Here is a 16006-nt window from a genome sequence, read left to right as displayed (position 1 = left end):
CCTACTCCTCCTTTCCTTTTTGCGTCTCGTAAATTTCACGATAAACTGGATTCGTTGCAACCAAGTCAGCATGCTTACCTTGACCAATCAAGCGACCTTGGTCAAGCACTAAAATTTTATCAGCATGAACAACAGAACTAATTTTTTGTGCGATGATAATCGTAGTCGTCCCCTTCAAATCCTTGTTGAGGGCTTCTTGGACCAAACGTTCTGATTTGGCATCAAGGGCAGAGGTTGAATCATCGAAAATCAATATCTTAGGATTGCTGACAATCCCACGCGCAATGGACATTCTTTGTTTTTGTCCACCAGAAAAGTTGGTCCCACGTTCTTCAACCGGACTTTCAAAGGCTAAGTCCATACGACTAATAAATTCACTGGCCTGGGCGATGCGAGCTGCGCGTTCCATTTCTGAAACTGTCGCATCTCCCTTACCTTGTCTGAGATTATCTGCAATGGTTCCACTAAAGAGAATGGCTTTTTGTAGGACGATAGAAACTGTCTTACGAAGCGTCCCTTCACTAACTGTCCGAATGTCCTTTCCACCAATCTTGATCGAACCTTGCTGAGGATCAAATAATCGTGGAATCAACTGAGCCAAGGTTGATTTCCCTGCACCAGTTGCTCCGACAACCCCAACCATTTCACCAGCTGCGATATCGAAGGATACATTCTTTAGGATAGGTTCTTCATCATTTGGATAGGTAAAGGTCACATTTTCAAAACTGAGACTTCCTTCCAATTCTTCATCTTCCACATCATTGAAAGTCATAGCTGGTTCTGTATCAAGGATTTCACGAATACGACGAAGGGAAATCATGGCACGAGTAACTGAGTTCCCCAAAAATCCAACCATGACGATGGTAAAGATAATCTGACTCAGGTAGTTTACAAAGGAAGCAATGGAACCAACTACTGACGGATCTGACTCTGCCATACCTGCTACAAGCCAGATTGAAAGAAAGACAGCCCCGTATGAAATCATCATCATTACAGGTTGAACGATAGAAAAGGCGTAGCCGATATAAAGGTTTTCACCCAGTAATTCATCGGATACCTGCGTAAACTTAGCAAACTGGTCTTTTTCTCGAACAAAAGACTTAACCACGCGCACACCACGTAAATTTTCTTTGGCAATGGCATTGATACGCTCCAATAAGGTCTGGAATTTTGCAAAGCGCGGTCCCATCATCCCCATCATAAGACCTGTCATGGCGACGATCAAAACGACCATAAGAACCAGCACCCACCACAACGAAGGTAGAGTGACAACGGCTAATATAAAGGAACCAATAAATAAAATCGGTAGTCGAAAGAGGATTTGGAAGGTCATCATAACGACGTTTTGAATCTGATTGATATCGTTGGTCATACGCACAACAAGGTTCCCTGCATTAAATTTCTCAATATTAGCGTATGAAAAAGTTTGAATCTTACGAAAGGCATCTTCCCGTAAGTCTGACGAAACTCCCTGAGCAATGTAGGCTGCTAATACAACATTAATTCCACCTGCGACTAGACCAATCAAGGCAACCAGGATTAACCAAAAACCGATATTGTAAATAGCTTCATTATCTCCTGCTAGCAAGGCCTCTAAAACTTCCTGCAAATAACGTGGTTGCAGGAGTGAACTCGTTACCATTAGACCTGTCATAATTAAGGAAGCCAGAGCCTGCCATTTATAGGCTTTTATTTTCTGAAACAGCATATTTCCCCCTTATAAGATAGACAAAAGGGAACGACAGCTCTGTCAGTCCCTTCTTATGCTTTCATGTTGATGCTATTCTAACAAAAAAGAATGCTATTGTCAAAGCACTCAGCTCTCGCAAGCTTGTGCAATGACGACATCAGCATTCTATCAATCCTTTAAAAATTCTTCTAAATTTAGTGCTGAATTTTATTGTTCTGAACTATCTTGCTCGTCTAGCTTAACTCGTCCAATTTCACGGTAGCTACAGTCCCCAACAATCTCAACTGAGAACTGACCATCTTGGTACTCGAGAATCGTCACACTTCCATTATCAAGACCATGCGGATGCATGCCGTTGATAAGATAGACAATGGTTCCGATTGTCATTCCATGGCTAACTACCAGAGCATTTCCTCCCCCATTAGCTTCCATTTCCTTGGCAATGGCTTCAAAACCTTCCCAGATACGACCACTTAGTTTTTCCCAGCCTTCAGCCCAGCCTGCTGTATCCACTTCTACCAGACCTTCAGCCAGCTCAGCATAGGACAAACGATGCACATGATCGACATTAAAGATACGAGGAATAATCCCCATAAATAAGTCCCCATCATAAGCACCATCAAAACTACCAAAGCACCATTCACGAATTCGCTTATCCATGCGATAAGGAATTTGCCCTGTCAAACCAAGTTCTTCAAGGATAATTCCCATTGTCTGAATGGTCCGCCCAGAATCGCTTGAATAAGCACGTTCAAAGGTTAAACCTGACTCCCGCAAACCAATCCCCAATTCATGAATGCCTCGTTCTCCATCAGCTGTTAGGGGAGTATCACTCCAACCTTGAGCACGACCAATCGTATTAAACATTGTTTTCCCATGACGTACTAGATACAATTTTACACTTGACATATTCCATCCTCCATATGTATCTATTATAGCATGATTTCAGACAAAAACCTCGTCCTAACTCACTGGCCTTCAACCTCACAATTGAAGCAAAAATCCAAGCTATTCCGTATCTTTCTTTGAAGGAGTAACTTCAGAAGACTTTGCAGTTTCTTTTTTGCCCCCTTCTTCTTTTTTCTCCTCATTTCCTTCTTTGGACTTATTTTCTGTCTTTTTAGTCTTATCTTCAGTTTTCTCCAAAGGTGAAAAACGAAATTCAAATTGATTTTTGCCACTAGTAACTATCGTTAAAAAGCCTTTTTCATCAGTATGATAAGTTGCTTTTCCGACATCAAATGACTGGACTCCACTTTCAGAATTAGCTTTTTCATAAGTTCTTTTAGCCATTGCAAATGCAAGAAGCTTTTCTTTATTAAGGGCATAATCCTGATGATGAGCCACTTGTCGATTCAGATAAAACTGCAATAAGAGACTAAAAATTCCAGCAATAGTAATAGCGTAAAGGAGAACTCCAGCTCTAACTTTCTTCTTTTTCAACACGATAGATAAATTCCCTCTCTAGTCCCTTTTCAAACTGAAAATTGAAATGAACATTTTGCCCTTTTTGGTAAATATGCGTTGATTTAAGGCCATAAACCATGGGTTGATAACCACGTCCACTAGCATCTGTTTTCCGGAAATCATTTGACCTTGATTTCCCAATGGAAATGGGTTTGCCTTCCTGTTTGAGGTAAAGCCTATCATTCTCCACTTTTTCAAATTGGGTTCGATTCAGCTCTGCTTCCAGCTGATCCACAAATAAAAGCCATTCTTTTTGCTCACTTCTCTGCTGGTAGCGAACCTCTGAAACCAAGAGCTGACTCATAGCTTGAAAGAGGAGTAAGCTACCACTAATAACGATAAGGGAAACCAAGGATTCTAATAGTGTAAAAGCTCTGACCCTACTTGTCTTGAATCGCCAGTAATTTCTCCGTTCCATGGTATACCTCCAAACCTCGCTCATTCGAGACAACATGAACCGTAAGGCCATTGACAGTCAACTCCTTTTGTCCAGTCTGCAAAGCCATACGAGCCACTCGCAAAACTTCTTCCTGTTTTAGAAGTTCTACTTCTCTTTTTCTACTTTCTTGAATTTGTCCTAGTAAGAGAGTTGCTATACTGGCAAAAATAGCTAGTGAAATCACTGCTTCCAGTAAAATAACCGCCTTAATTTTTTGCTTCTTGAATACGTTTAATCTTTCCATTTCCTAGATATAGTTGGTATCGAACCACTTCTTTCCTTGTTTGAAATCTCACGCTGGCCAGAGACGAATTCCCACCAGACTTGTCAAAGGAAATTGACTGATTGGACTGTAGTTGAATTCCTTTAGGGATGGTTAATTTATGATAGCCATTTCCAATACTTCTCTCTTCTAACATTAAGTTGATCTTTTGCTGACTAGCCAGACTTCGCTTCTGCGTTTCCCGATAAAGTTCCTCAAACTCCATAAAGAAAATCTGCTCCTCTACAGTCTCAAAAGTCGACTGAACTGAACTCGACAAGCCCACGACTAACAGACTAACAATCCCTAATACCAATAGACTTTCTAACATGGTAAAAGCCTTAATCCGCAACTGTTTGATTTGTATTTTGTTTTGCATGGTATTCTTTGTAGGCTTTTGCCTGCTCAGCAGTGATACGTCCATCTGCCTGTAATTTGCTTAGACTGGCATCTTCATTTTTATCCAGACTATAGAGTTCTGCCTGGCTTTCTACCACCTTGACGACAGCTGCTTTCCCCTTGTCATTCACTGCATCCTTTTGCTTAGTTAGGTTTGGCACAAACAGTAAGAGTAGGACACTAATGATAAGCAACACCACCAACATTTCAAATAAGGGTGTGCTATTCTCTTTGTTTTCTTAAAAAATCAATAATTTTACTATCCCTCATTTCGACTAGTGTGAAAGCTTTAACCTGAGCTTTTTTAAATTTCATCAACATTTTTTTCATCTAAAAATTTACCTCCATATTTTGATACATTGGCAGCAACATGGCTGCGTACAATAAAACGATTAGTAGGGCTACAAAAATAAAGACCAGTGGTTGAACTAAGTTCATAGTCCTATTAACTCGGGTAAAGAATGATTCCCACGTTTTTTCCGCATAGATTTCCAATTCACTTCCCAACTTGGATTTGACCTCTCCATATTCAATGATTAATCCCAACTCTCTTCTAAAGAAGGGATAATCTTGAACAACTTTAGAAAATTCATGACCATTTTGTAATGACTGAGATAAATCCAAACTAATTTCATTAAAAAGTGGATTTCCCTGCTCCTGCATCATCTGGAAAATCTGTGACAATTCTAATCCTTGTCCAATCATATTTCCCCATTCTCTAGCATAATAGGCCGTCAGATAATACTGAATAAACACACCGATAAAAGGAATTCTAGCTAGAAAAGAAAAGACTTGTATCTTCCTAGATTTTCTGTAGAAAATCAATCCTGTTAAAAATGCGAGTGCTACTACTAGAGTAAGTCCAAGAAAAATATGTGGTAGCTTGCTAATCACTAAGGTAGCTATGTTACTACTATCCAGTTGGGGCAAGAGATAATTTCGCAAACCCAACATAATGAGCAGTAAGAAAGCTAGCAGAATAAGTGGATAGGTCGCAACTTCAATTAACTTCTTCTTCACCTTAGCAAGATTATCCAAATATTCTTCAATTTTCCCCAAACTCAAATGGAGATTTCCATGAACTTCAGCCAAAGAAAGTTGCGTGACAATCGCACTCGAAAAACCTAAATTCCCCATCATTTCCGAGAAAGATTTTCCTTTCGATAGTCCTAGGCGCATCTGTGAAACATATTCCTTCTCCAACAAATGACTTCTATCAAGAAAGGAAATGATTTCTACCAAGTGAAAACCACTCGAAAACAAATTGTTAAAGAGAGTGATGATTTTCTTCTGCTTACTGGTAGCTAATTTTCTCCGTTTCAGCTTGAAGGGCAGTGATATGTCCATCTTTAAGAAGCTGATCCATGTGCTCATTCCATTTTTCTGCCTGGTGTTCTGAATAATTTTGGTTTGCAAAATCAATAATTCCTCCTCCCCCGATTAGTCTCTGGTAGCAAACACCTTGTAAAACAACTGCGAGTTCATCTTCACTGACACCAAGTTCTAAAAGACGCTCATAGACCCCACGAATACTCTTTGCATGAATGGTCGAAAACACTGTAGCTCCCGTTAAGCTCGCTCTTACAACAGCACGAGCCGTTTCGCTATCCCGGATTTCTCCAATGATTAAAAGATCTGGACGGTGGCGCAAAGAAAGTTTTATCAAGTTTTCATAGCTCAGTCCAATAGCTTCATTAAGTTGTAATTGCAGCATCTCTTCTTGCTTAATCTCAACTGGGTCTTCAATAGACATAACCTGCTGTCCCTTGAATAATGACTTAGCTAATTCATGCATTAAGGTAGTTTTCCCACTTCCTACAGGGCCTGCAAAAAGATAAAGACCGCGTTGCCTAAAGCCCTTTCCCAGTTCCTTAAGGCCTTGAAACCAGAAGCGCAACTCTTGTTCTTCATCGTGCAAAAGGCGAATAACTAAACTCTCATGACCACGATAATCTCCTACCGTCGATAAGCGTAGTGAAGTAACCTTGCCATCATGCTGATAATCACAGGACCCAAGCTGACTACGACGCTTTTCTCCAACATTCATCCCCGCAACAAATTTAAAGTGACTAATAACTGCTCCCAACTTTTCAAAGTCATAGCTATTAATCAAACGCCTTTCATCTCCTATTCGCATATGCAACTCATAGACCTTATCCTTGGGAATAAAATAGATATCCTGAGCTCCATCCTTTTTTGCGAAACTAATCAATTCTTGTGCAAGTGCTTGTACCATATTCCCTCCTCAGTTAATTATTCGAAGAAAATACAAAAAAAGAACAACTTCATTAAAAAGTTGTTCCATCTTTTTTGATACGACAAGTTCTGTGGCTTTCTATACCAGTTTGTTTCTCATAACCTGGTCGGAATTTTTCGTCTGGGATGACTTGACCATCTTCTAGCAAAGCCAGTGAATGATATTGTTGCAGAAATTCGTCACATTCCTCGCACCAACGTTTATCCTCTGGATTCCAAAATATAGTCATCAAGTCCCCACGACTTTTATATAGTGGAATTTTCTTTTCCAGTTCAAACCAGCAAGATTTATAATACTTCAAGGCATCATAGTAGTTTTCGAATTTCTTACTACTAATGACGTCTTCTTCCCATCCTTCTATGAACCACCAAGGTTCAAAATCCCCGTACATTTCTATAACTCGATACATAGTTTCATTTCCTTTGTATCGTCTATTATAGCGAAATTTTAAGTACAAAGAAAGAAATTTGCTCGTTTTCAGTAACTACCTTAAGGACTTTCTCTTTAATCAAGTCACACAATAAAATGCAGCTAACGAAAAAGCAGCAACTAAAACTAGTCACTGCTTTATGTTTCTAAGCTTGATAACGTTTTTCCCCATCAAGATAAGTTGCTACCAATTCCAAATCTTTATCAAGAACGATAAAGTCAGCATCGTAACCTTCACGGATTTGTCCACATACATCATCAATGTGAACTGATTTTGCTGGGTTGAGACTGGCCATCATGACTGCTTCATGAGGATTTGCAATACCCCATTCAACAACATTTTTCAAACCGTCTTTAAGTTTGAGAATAGAACCTGCCAAGTTCCCTGTAGATTTAAGACGAGCAGTCCCATTTGCAACCACAACTGGGAATTCTCCCAACATATAGTCACCATCTTGTAAACCACCAGCTGTCATACAGTCTGTAATAAGAGCAATATTTTCAGTACCTTTTTGTTTAAGAAGAATATCACAAGCTTTAGGATCCACATGATGACCATCGCAAATCAACTCTGCGTAAGTATGAGGCAATTCATACATGGCACCAACCATCCCAAGTTCACGATGAGTCAAACCACGCATACCGTTATAAGCATGTACCCATACACTTGCTCCAGCATCAACAGCTTTTTTAGCTTCATCAAATGTTGCATTAGAGTGACCAAGAGCAACCGTTACACCTTCTCCAGTAATAGTACGAACAAAGTCTTCTACACCTTCACGTTCTGGAGCAAGCGCAATCTTATTAAGAAGGCCATTAGCAGCCTTCTGCCAAGCACGAAACTCATCCATTCGAGGATCCTTCATGTAAGCTGGATTTTGAGCTCCCTTATACTTTTCAGTAAAATAAGGACCTTCAAAATAAATACCACGAATCTTAGCACCAGTAGCTTCTTGGTAACGAGCCCCAATATTCTCAGTTACTGCTAATAACTGCTCATATGAAGAGGTCAAAGTTGTTGGCAAAAAGCTTGTAACACCAGTACTAAGAAGCCCTTCACTCATAGTATGAAGCGTACCTTCAATATTATTGTCCATAACATCGACACCACCAAAACCATGAATATGAGTATCCACAAGACCAGGTGCAATACTATAACCACTATAGTCAATAATTTCAGCACCTTCAGCTACTTGATCTACATGCTTACCAAATTTCCCATCAATAAGTTCTAAGTAACCACCGCGACGAACACCATGAGGATAGAAAAATTGATCAGCTTTAATATATTTAGGCATAATGATAACCTCCGTATACAATTTTCTAATATTTATTATGTCAATTACATTATAAACCTTTATAAGTAATTTGTAAATGGTATAGACCTATCATAGTTAAAAATAATGTGAAATAATTGAAGATTTAGTAAAAATAAAGTAAAAAATGTTTACTAGATAAAAATAATTATTTAAAAAAATAGTAATTTTAAGTAACTCTGAGAGAAAAAATTGGAAGAAAAAATAAAAAGACAAGGCTCGAAAACCTTGTCGTTATTACTATACCGGCGGCCGGGGTCGAACCGGCACGTCCTTGCGGACACTGGATTTTGAGTTCCATAACTACATTTTTTAAATCTTATAACCTTGATTTAATAGGGTTTTAAGAATTTTGAATCTTGCAAAATAGACTGATTTTTCAAATTTTTGTAACTTTTTGGTAACACTTCATACCTTATCGTCCTAAGAGCATCATCAGAGAATAGAGGATATGTCCCAACCGGTCATATTCATACAAAGGTATTCAAAACAAAAGATAACGATCAATTAAACCATCACATAAAACTTGATTGAGAACCTGTGAAATAATCTCAGAAATGAGCTCTTTATCTTGAAAACGACGGCTGTAATTCTTTCCGTATGTAGTAAAATGAGGAACCTTTAAGCATAATACACTCAAACTCTTTATTTCTAAAAGAATTATATAAATCAATGCTCACGAGAGTTCCATTTAAATGCAAAATTTGAAATAAAGATAAGTACAACTACCCAACAAATTAAAGCAAACACACTTGATTCAGATATTTGAAATTTTTCAAGTTTTATAAAATATTCTGTGTTAGCACCTATAAAAGAAAATCTCGTGATGTAACTCATAATTTTATTGCTCATATCAGATGAAAGCATAGGCAAAAAAGTAGCTATAATCAAGACAATCATACTAAATAATGTTGCATGAGTTTGGGTCTTAGAAAACAAACCTATAGATAAATTCAACAGAATAAATGCTAACGTAGTCAATACTACTACAACAAAATACGTTAGCCAATTTGGAATAGAGACTCCAAAAATTACAGGCATGAACAAAGCCGATAAAACAGAAAAAATAAAAGGGAATGAAATGACAGAAATTATATAATTATATTTTGTAACACCACTCAATATCAATGTTCTTAAATTCTTCTTCTCTTTTTCTTCAGAAATCATCATTGAGGTAAAAGAACCAGCTGTCATACTATAAATCAAACTAAGTCCCATGTTTAAAAAATACAATTCGCCATGAATCATAGGGATAGCTTGTAAAATAGCAAAATCAACAAACGGTGTAGCTACACATACAACTAACAAAACTCTATTGCTAATTAAGTATTCCCAACGTAACCATAAAAGTGTCATCAATCTATACATTTTTTGAATCCTCCGAAATCTTTATAAAAATATCCTCAAGCGTATTTTCTAAAGTATGCACACTAGCTACATCAGAACCACCCAAATATCTAGCAGCCTCTGCTTGAGACACCATTATCGAATCTCCATTTTTAAAACGAATAACAGCCTTATCTTGCTGACTATATTTATCTATGATTTCTTGAGGAGAACCATATTCTAATATATGACCTGAATTCAACAATGATATACGGTCACAAATTTTAGTAGCTTCACTCATATCATGAGTTGTTAAAAATATTGTTGTTCCCTCATTTTTTAAATTCAACAGAATATCATGTACTTTATTTGATAAAGCAGGGTCCAACCCCGATGTAGGTTCATCTAAAAAAAGAATTTTAGGATGATGCAAAATTGACCGAATAAGAAGCATACGCTGTTTCATACCAGTTGATAGTTTTTCTGCCTTCTTATCTTTATCTTCAAATAATTCCAGTTCCTTCAACAAAACATCAAGTTTATCTAAACTCACATTGTGATACTTAGCAAAGAATTGCAAGTTCTTATAAACTGTCATCTTTCCATAGAATCCAACAGTATCACTCATTATACCAATATTTAAAAAATCCGAAGGAAGTAACTGATTAGACTCTTTATTTAAAATATAAGCTTTTCCGCTATCCTGTGATAACTGTCCTGTCAAAATATTTATGGTCGTCGTTTTACCAGCACCAGAAGGACCTAGAAAACCAAAGATTTCCCCTTCCTTAATGTCAAACGAAATGTCCTCTAAAGCGATTTTATTGCCAAAACGCTTAGAAAGATTGTCCACTTTTATCATTTTGTTCTCCTTTTTTAACAAAAATACTTGAATCATTAGAAATAATATTAAAATATAAATACATTATAACTATGGAGGTAAATTACATGCTTGCTGCTGCTATCGCATACAACGTTACTAAAGTTGTCATCATTGCTGGTGTTGCTTATTATGTGTCTACTCACTAATAATCAAATGCTATAATAAAAAAGCTAAATGTAAAATCATTCAACAAAAATATACTCATCTTTACCTATTGAGATTTAATCTTATAAACCATCAATCTGCATTAAAATAATCATAAACCTCTTTAAAGAGAGTTTGCAAGATTTCTTGCTCTTCTTCATCTAAATTATATTCAGAGACTAGCTCGTCCATATAGTCAAATGCAGTGAAATGATTTTTTATCCCATGCATGACAATAGCAAACTTCAGATCATTTAGTTCTGTTTTATTAAACTCTTTTAATTTTTTCAAATCAATTTTAGTGATTGGATGCGGGACAACATCTAGAGTACTGTAAGTCGTTTTTCCTAATAAATAGTCGGTCGTGGTATCAAATAATTTTGCTAATTTGACAACCGCTTCTAAATTAGGCTCTAAAGTTCCGTTTTCCCAACGAGAATAAGTACCTTGTTGTACATCAATCATCTCAGAAACTTGTACCTGTGTTAACTTCTTACTCTTTCTCAGTTCCTTAAGACGATCTCCAAAAGAATTATTACTAAACATTGTATCCTCTTTAATATTCGATTCTGTATATTTTAGCTTGACAAAATATTCTAAACGGTATAAAATAGAATTATTCCATAAGGAATATTTATTTTGAGATTAAATATTCCATTGAGAATATTATAGCATAAAAGGAGGTAAAAGCGTATGTAATTAGTAGTCAATTTAAAAAATTTTAATAAAGGAGGTAAGATTCGACAAAATAAAAAAATCTTGAAACAAATGTGCCGTTCGTTCCAAGATCAAAACATATTATGTAACAATTATACCACAGAAAACTCTTCAGTTGCACAAGAAAATTTCGGAGGTTTCACAAAAAGATGACCAATAAAGAGTTAGTCAATCAAATTTCTGGCCTAAACTCTACCTCTACTCTTAAAAATTGGATTCAACTGATTAAAGAGATAAGTGGCAAGGAATTTAAAAAAATTAAAATTCCTATCAGTAGAAATCCAAGAACTCATCAATTAAGTTATACAGTTGCCTATGACTTTACAAACGAAGACCTTAGACAATTTCAAAAGTTAGCTAACCTAAAACTTGAAATAGGTCTAAAAGAGGCTATACAAGCCGTATTTGGGAGCCTAGCAGACAATGAGCACGAATCCCTAAACCAAGTAATAGATGAGCTCTATGATGAACTGAGCGCCTTAAAACAGGAATTTAAGCGAGAAATACGACTGATAAAAAATGAGAATGCCAATCTAAAAAAGAAAATCCAAGATATTGAAGAGTCGATGCAAACCGGCTTATTAGGGTTTGTTAACAAGAGGTCAAAAAATAGGTTCGGCTAATAGCGAGTTTTCGGCTGAGCCATGAGGCAGAAAGCCGAAAATGAGCGTAGATGCGGACGGACCATTTTTGACCGTTAGGGTGTGTAGTAACACCACCCTCTGCAAGTTAGGTGTACCATCGAAAGAATTCAGTATTTCCAAGGGTTTCGGAGATTTTAAGAGTGGCAAAATTAGGCAAAAAGTTGAATCAAAATCTATGGCAAAAAATGAACATTTACGTTCTGTATTTGACTGGATTCAAATTCAGTTTGATAAGACTGAATTTTCGCCAAGAGAAATAATCGAAGACATTCTATTTCTTGATTATGACCTATTTATTGAGAATAAAGGGAGCCTTAAATACTATAACTATGATAGCCAGCTTCATCATGGGAATATCCGTATCTACTATGGAGCGAAAGAGTCGTCCTACATGCTTGTCATGTCAGGACAGGCACTCGAGTTCTTTAGAGATATGGTATTAGATCCAAATAGTCTGTCCGAAAGACAGTTTCTGAACAACCTCTACTACAATTACAATCAGTTTTCAGTAAGACGAATTGATATTGCAATAGATGATTTTAATGAAACACCCTATTTCACTCCTAATCAGCTTCTAAAGATTTGTCAGAAGAAACGCTTTATATATGGAAAAAGCACTTACTACAATACCTACGGAGATGAAACAATCGGCCAAACCTTATATTTGAGAAAACCCAATGATGATGAAAGACTTAGAATTTACGATAAACGCTTAGAACGAGCTGAGAAGCTCGGCATCAGCAAGCGTTTTATAGAAAATTGGATAAGAACTGAGTTAGAACTTAGGAAAGAAAAAGCTCACTACTTCATTCAAGAATGGTTGCATTCAGAAATAGACCTTCTCAACTTTACCAAGGGATATCTCAAAGAAAAAGTGAGATTCTATAGTGATAGTCACTTCTCAAAACCCTTGAGATCTTGGGAAAAGTTTTTAGGTCACTCAAAACCTGTCTCTATCATTATTTCAAAACCAAAAACAGAACTAGAACAAAAATTAGAATGGTTTACCTATAAAGGTTCTGGAGCTATTCTAAAAGCGTATAAATTTCTATACGACAATAACTTACTGTATGAGTATGAGAAATCTAACTATCTCGCACTCAACAATATGGAATATCCACCAGATTTAGCAAGTGGATTAATAGAAAGGGCTCTTCTCTTTAAAAGAGAAGATTTAATCCCTACAATAAAAGAAAATATCAAAAGGAGAAATTAATTATGGCAAAAATGCTTTCACAAAATGACTGGAATTTTAATAACATTGGAACAAAATTTGAATTGGATGAAGTTATTCCAAAATTTGAAACTGAAGTCCGAGCAGATGCAAACGGAGAAATTATCAAAAACCGAGATGGTAGCGAAAGACGTTTTAATACCAATAAAATCATTGGTTGGAAATACAATGTAACAATCAAGGATGGACAATTCAAAAAGAAATCAACCCAAGTCTCAGTAGATAATCCAGATGCCTTGGTTGATAATGACTATATCCAAGCAATGGATCAAGTACCAGTTACATTTGACAATTTACAAGCCACTATGATTAGTTCAACGATGTATTACAAGGCGGATGCTATCCATTTAGTAGACGTAAAACAAAAATAAGTATAAGACAAGGGGAGTTAATCCTCCCCTTACTTAATCTAATTAGAAAAGGAGATAACATGATTAAAACTGTAACAAAAGATGACCTTATCGAACTTGGATTTGCACCAGGAACTGCAAGAAAGATTATCCATACTGGCAAATTACTATTAGTGAATCGTGGTTTTAATATCTACGATAATAAACGGATTGGTACAATTCCAGCCAGTGTTGCTGAAGAACTATTAGGAATTGAACTCCAGAAAGAAGCATAATGAATGACTATTCGCAAAACTAAAAGTGGTAAATGGACTGTTGATGTTTCTAATGGTTTCCACCCCGTCACACAAAAAAGAGTACGTATCATTCGGAAAGGATTAAAATCTAAAAAGGAAGCCTTAGAACTGGAACAACATATTCGAGTTGTAGAATTAAAAGAAAAACAATTTGACTTTGTAGTGACAACGGATATGTTATTCGACTTGCTTGAAGAAGACGATCTAAAAAATGGCAGAAAAATAAGCTACACAAGTACACAAAGAAACAATTATGAGCGTCATATTAAGCCTTATTTTAAAGATACAAATTTAAATAAATTAACGTATGACCATATATTCGAATTTCGTGAATACCTAAAAACAAAACCTAAAAAACAAAATGAAAACGAAACATTAAGTTATAATACAATTAATAAAATTCTAATTCTACTTAAAAAAATTTTTGATACTGGTATAAGAAAATCCCTCATTGATAAAAATCCTGTTGAGAATCTGAGAAAATTACCAATTAGGAAACCTAATATCAAATTTTGGAGTATAGAAGAATTCACGAGATTTAGAGAACTTATTCGAGATGATGAAATAAGCTATGACCTGTTTTTCGTAATTGCTTTCTTTACTGGGATGAGAATGGGAGAAATCCTCGCATTGAACTGGAATGATATAAATCTTTTAACAAATACGATTTACGTTACCAAAACGGTATACTTTGTCAATAATACAAGCTACATTAATACAACAAAAACACGTTCAGGAACTAGAAATATTACAATAAATCAAAAACTAGCAGAAATGCTAAAAGATTGGAAAGTAAAACAAAAAGAAAAACTTGAGGAATTTACGAAAAATACTGAAGAACTACAAATGATACAGAGTACACCAATAACAATTACAAAAAATATGATTGATAAGAAGTTTAAGCAAATACTAGAAAGGGATAAAGATTTAAAGAAAATAAGAATTCATGATTTGAGACACTCTCACGCATCATTACTTATAAATCAAGGAGAAGACTATCTTGTTGTCAAAGAAAGATTAGGACACGCATCTATTACAACAACAATTGATACTTATTCTCATTTGTACCCTAGCAAACAGAAAACATTAGCTAATAAACTTGACGATTTATTTTAAAATGGAAAAAATTGGTAACTCGACATACTACAAAGAAAAAAAGACAAGGTCCGAAAACCTTGTCTTTTAAACTATACCGGCGGCCGGGGTCGAACCGGCACGTCCTTGCGGACACTGGATTTTGAGTCCAGCGCGTCTGCCAATTCCGCCACGCCGGCAAATAGTAACTGGGGTAGCTGGATTCGAACCAACGCATGAGGGAGTCAAAGTCCCTTGCCTTACCGCTTGGCTATACCCCAATAATATAAAATAGGCGAGTGATGGGGATCGAACCCACGCATGCCAGAGCCACAATCTGGTGTGTTAACCACTTCACCACACCCGCCATACTATTAAACACGGGCAGTAGGAATTGAACCCACACTGAAGGTTTTGGAGACCTTAGTTCTACCTTTAAACTATGCCCGTAGAGGATGGAAGGGGAGGGATTCGAACCCCCGAACCCGAAGGAGCGGATTTACAGTCCGCCGCGTTTAGCCTCTTCGCTACCCTTCCGTATGATTGTAAAAAATGGCGCGAGACGGAATCGAACCGCCGACACATGGAGCTTCAATCCATTGCTCTACCAACTGAGCTACCGAGCCAATATTGCGGGAGCAGGATTTGAACCTACGACCTTCGGGTTATGAGCCCGACGAGCTACCGAGCTGCTCCATCCCGCGTTAATAATAAAGGAGGATGTGGGATTCGAACCCACGCACGCTTTTACACGCCTGACGGTTTTCAAGACCGTTCCCTTCAGCCGGACTTGGGTAATCCTCCAACAAAATAGTCCGTACGGGATTCGAACCCGTGTTACCGCCGTGAAAAGGCGGTGTCTTAACCCCTTGACCAACGGACCATATTTATAAAAAATGGGCACGAGTGGACTCGAACCACCGACCTCACGCTTATCAGGCGTGCGCTCTAACCACCTGAGCTACGCGCCCAAGTTAAAAACTTGGTATTTGAACAAAAGTTCAAAGCGGGTGACGAGAATCGAACTCGCGACAACAGCTTGGAAGGCTGTAGTTTTACCACTAAACTACACCCGCTTA

General features: G+C 37.0%; 19 protein-coding genes and 11 tRNA genes. 5 read left to right on the top strand and 25 right to left on the bottom strand.

The annotated features are described in order from the left end of the window. Position 1: 1 nt before the first annotated feature. The 14 genes from NMM19_RS07335 to NMM19_RS07270 form a co-directional block, all read right to left on the bottom strand. Positions 2 to 1708 carry an ABC transporter ATP-binding protein gene (locus NMM19_RS07335; protein ID WP_178895501.1) on the bottom strand — a complete coding sequence of 569 codons (1707 nt, stop codon included), beginning with the start codon at positions 1706 to 1708 and terminating at the stop codon, positions 2 to 4. 189 nt (positions 1709 to 1897) lie between these two features. After that, positions 1898 to 2599: a histidine phosphatase family protein gene (locus NMM19_RS07330; RefSeq protein WP_178895502.1), complete on the bottom strand. Its 702-nt coding sequence runs from the start codon at positions 2597 to 2599 to the stop codon at positions 1898 to 1900. 99 nt (positions 2600 to 2698) lie between these two features. Then, positions 2699 to 3136, bottom strand: coding sequence for a competence type IV pilus minor pilin ComGG (gene comGG / locus NMM19_RS07325; RefSeq protein ID WP_178895503.1), 438 nt, complete (start codon positions 3134 to 3136; stop codon positions 2699 to 2701). Then, entirely contained in the window at positions 3114 to 3575 is a 462-nt protein-coding gene (comGF, locus tag NMM19_RS07320; RefSeq protein ID WP_178895504.1) for a competence type IV pilus minor pilin ComGF, read from the bottom strand. The genes comGG and comGF overlap by 23 nt, the downstream gene beginning before the upstream one ends. Next, on the bottom strand, positions 3538 to 3840 hold the full coding sequence (gene comGE, locus NMM19_RS07315; protein WP_178895505.1) for a competence type IV pilus minor pilin ComGE: 303 nt from the start codon (positions 3838 to 3840) through the stop codon (positions 3538 to 3540). The genes comGF and comGE overlap by 38 nt, the downstream gene beginning before the upstream one ends. Beyond that, positions 3803 to 4237 (bottom strand): competence type IV pilus minor pilin ComGD, encoded by a 435-nt coding sequence (gene comGD, locus NMM19_RS07310; RefSeq protein ID WP_254730736.1) that lies wholly within the window; start codon positions 4235 to 4237, stop codon positions 3803 to 3805. The genes comGE and comGD overlap by 38 nt, the downstream gene beginning before the upstream one ends. Further along, the gene (comGC, locus tag NMM19_RS07305; RefSeq protein WP_254730733.1) at positions 4200 to 4463 is read right to left on the bottom strand and encodes a competence type IV pilus major pilin ComGC; all 264 of its coding nucleotides are present in this window, start codon (positions 4461 to 4463) and stop codon (positions 4200 to 4202) included. Before comGC ends, comGD begins: the two co-directional genes overlap by 38 nt. A gap of 124 nt (positions 4464 to 4587) precedes the next feature. After that, positions 4588 to 5604, bottom strand: coding sequence for a competence type IV pilus assembly protein ComGB (comGB, locus tag NMM19_RS07300; protein ID WP_178895665.1), 1017 nt, complete (start codon positions 5602 to 5604; stop codon positions 4588 to 4590). Continuing rightward, on the bottom strand, positions 5552 to 6493 hold the full coding sequence (comGA, locus tag NMM19_RS07295; protein ID WP_178895507.1) for a competence type IV pilus ATPase ComGA: 942 nt from the start codon (positions 6491 to 6493) through the stop codon (positions 5552 to 5554). The genes comGB and comGA overlap by 53 nt, the downstream gene beginning before the upstream one ends. 52 nt (positions 6494 to 6545) lie before the next feature. Continuing rightward, positions 6546 to 6923 (bottom strand): DUF1033 family protein, encoded by a 378-nt coding sequence (locus tag NMM19_RS07290; RefSeq protein ID WP_178895508.1) that lies wholly within the window; start codon positions 6921 to 6923, stop codon positions 6546 to 6548. A gap of 166 nt (positions 6924 to 7089) precedes the next feature. Continuing rightward, entirely contained in the window at positions 7090 to 8241 is a 1152-nt protein-coding gene (gene nagA, locus NMM19_RS07285; protein ID WP_178895509.1) for an N-acetylglucosamine-6-phosphate deacetylase, read from the bottom strand. 687 nt (positions 8242 to 8928) lie between these two features. After that, entirely contained in the window at positions 8929 to 9627 is a 699-nt protein-coding gene (locus NMM19_RS07280) for an ABC transporter permease (protein WP_023919729.1), read from the bottom strand. Continuing rightward, positions 9620 to 10447, bottom strand: a complete 828-nt coding sequence (locus NMM19_RS07275; protein ID WP_155168025.1) for an ABC transporter ATP-binding protein — start codon at positions 10445 to 10447, stop codon at positions 9620 to 9622. Before NMM19_RS07275 ends, NMM19_RS07280 begins: the two co-directional genes overlap by 8 nt. Positions 10448 to 10705: 258 nt before the next feature. Next, positions 10706 to 11158, bottom strand: a complete 453-nt coding sequence (locus NMM19_RS07270; RefSeq protein WP_254730730.1) for a helix-turn-helix domain-containing protein — start codon at positions 11156 to 11158, stop codon at positions 10706 to 10708. Between the two features lie 320 nt (positions 11159 to 11478). Between NMM19_RS07270 and NMM19_RS07265 the strand changes: the two genes are divergently transcribed. The 5 genes from NMM19_RS07265 to NMM19_RS07245 are packed head-to-tail and all read left to right on the top strand — an operon-like array spanning position 11479 to position 14969. After that, positions 11479 to 11952 carry a hypothetical protein gene (locus NMM19_RS07265; protein WP_254730727.1) on the top strand — a complete coding sequence of 158 codons (474 nt, stop codon included), beginning with the start codon at positions 11479 to 11481 and terminating at the stop codon, positions 11950 to 11952. 40 nt (positions 11953 to 11992) lie between these two features. Further along, on the top strand, positions 11993 to 13189 hold the full coding sequence (locus tag NMM19_RS07260) for a replication initiation factor domain-containing protein (RefSeq protein ID WP_254730724.1): 1197 nt from the start codon (positions 11993 to 11995) through the stop codon (positions 13187 to 13189). 2 nt (positions 13190 to 13191) lie between these two features. Further along, on the top strand, positions 13192 to 13578 hold the full coding sequence (locus NMM19_RS07255; RefSeq protein ID WP_254730721.1) for a hypothetical protein: 387 nt from the start codon (positions 13192 to 13194) through the stop codon (positions 13576 to 13578). Positions 13579 to 13637: 59 nt separating this feature from the next. Then, positions 13638 to 13832: a DUF3173 domain-containing protein gene (locus tag NMM19_RS07250; RefSeq protein WP_000598356.1), complete on the top strand. Its 195-nt coding sequence runs from the start codon at positions 13638 to 13640 to the stop codon at positions 13830 to 13832. A 3-nt stretch (positions 13833 to 13835) separates the two neighbouring features. Next, positions 13836 to 14969, top strand: a complete 1134-nt coding sequence (locus tag NMM19_RS07245; protein ID WP_254730718.1) for a site-specific integrase — start codon at positions 13836 to 13838, stop codon at positions 14967 to 14969. A gap of 74 nt (positions 14970 to 15043) precedes the next feature. Here NMM19_RS07245 and NMM19_RS07240 read toward each other — a convergent pair. From NMM19_RS07240 to NMM19_RS07190, 11 genes are all read right to left on the bottom strand, one after another. Beyond that, positions 15044 to 15127 (bottom strand) — tRNA-Leu (locus NMM19_RS07240). A gap of 9 nt (positions 15128 to 15136) precedes the next feature. Then, positions 15137 to 15208: transfer RNA gene (locus NMM19_RS07235), tRNA-Gln, on the bottom strand. Positions 15209 to 15221: 13 nt separating this feature from the next. After that, positions 15222 to 15294: transfer RNA gene (locus tag NMM19_RS07230), tRNA-His, on the bottom strand. A gap of 12 nt (positions 15295 to 15306) precedes the next feature. After that, positions 15307 to 15377 (bottom strand) — tRNA-Trp (locus NMM19_RS07225). 6 nt (positions 15378 to 15383) lie between these two features. Beyond that, a tRNA-Tyr gene (locus NMM19_RS07220) sits at positions 15384 to 15464 on the bottom strand. Positions 15465 to 15480: 16 nt separating this feature from the next. Next, positions 15481 to 15553, bottom strand: a tRNA-Phe gene (locus NMM19_RS07215). A 4-nt stretch (positions 15554 to 15557) separates the two neighbouring features. Then, a tRNA-Met gene (locus tag NMM19_RS07210) sits at positions 15558 to 15631 on the bottom strand. A gap of 10 nt (positions 15632 to 15641) precedes the next feature. Next, positions 15642 to 15731 (bottom strand) — tRNA-Ser (locus NMM19_RS07205). Between the two features lie 7 nt (positions 15732 to 15738). Further along, a tRNA-Glu gene (locus NMM19_RS07200) sits at positions 15739 to 15810 on the bottom strand. Positions 15811 to 15824: 14 nt separating this feature from the next. Further along, positions 15825 to 15898 (bottom strand) — tRNA-Ile (locus tag NMM19_RS07195). 34 nt (positions 15899 to 15932) lie between these two features. Next, positions 15933 to 16003, bottom strand: a tRNA-Gly gene (locus NMM19_RS07190). Between the last annotated feature and the right edge of the window lie 3 nt (positions 16004 to 16006).

Source organism: Streptococcus sp. CF8_St5-17 (genome assembly GCF_024295665.1).
GTDB lineage: Bacteria > Bacillota > Bacilli > Lactobacillales > Streptococcaceae > Streptococcus.
The sequence above is the reverse complement of the archived record's forward strand: the minus strand, read 5'-3'. Positions and strand labels throughout refer to the sequence as shown.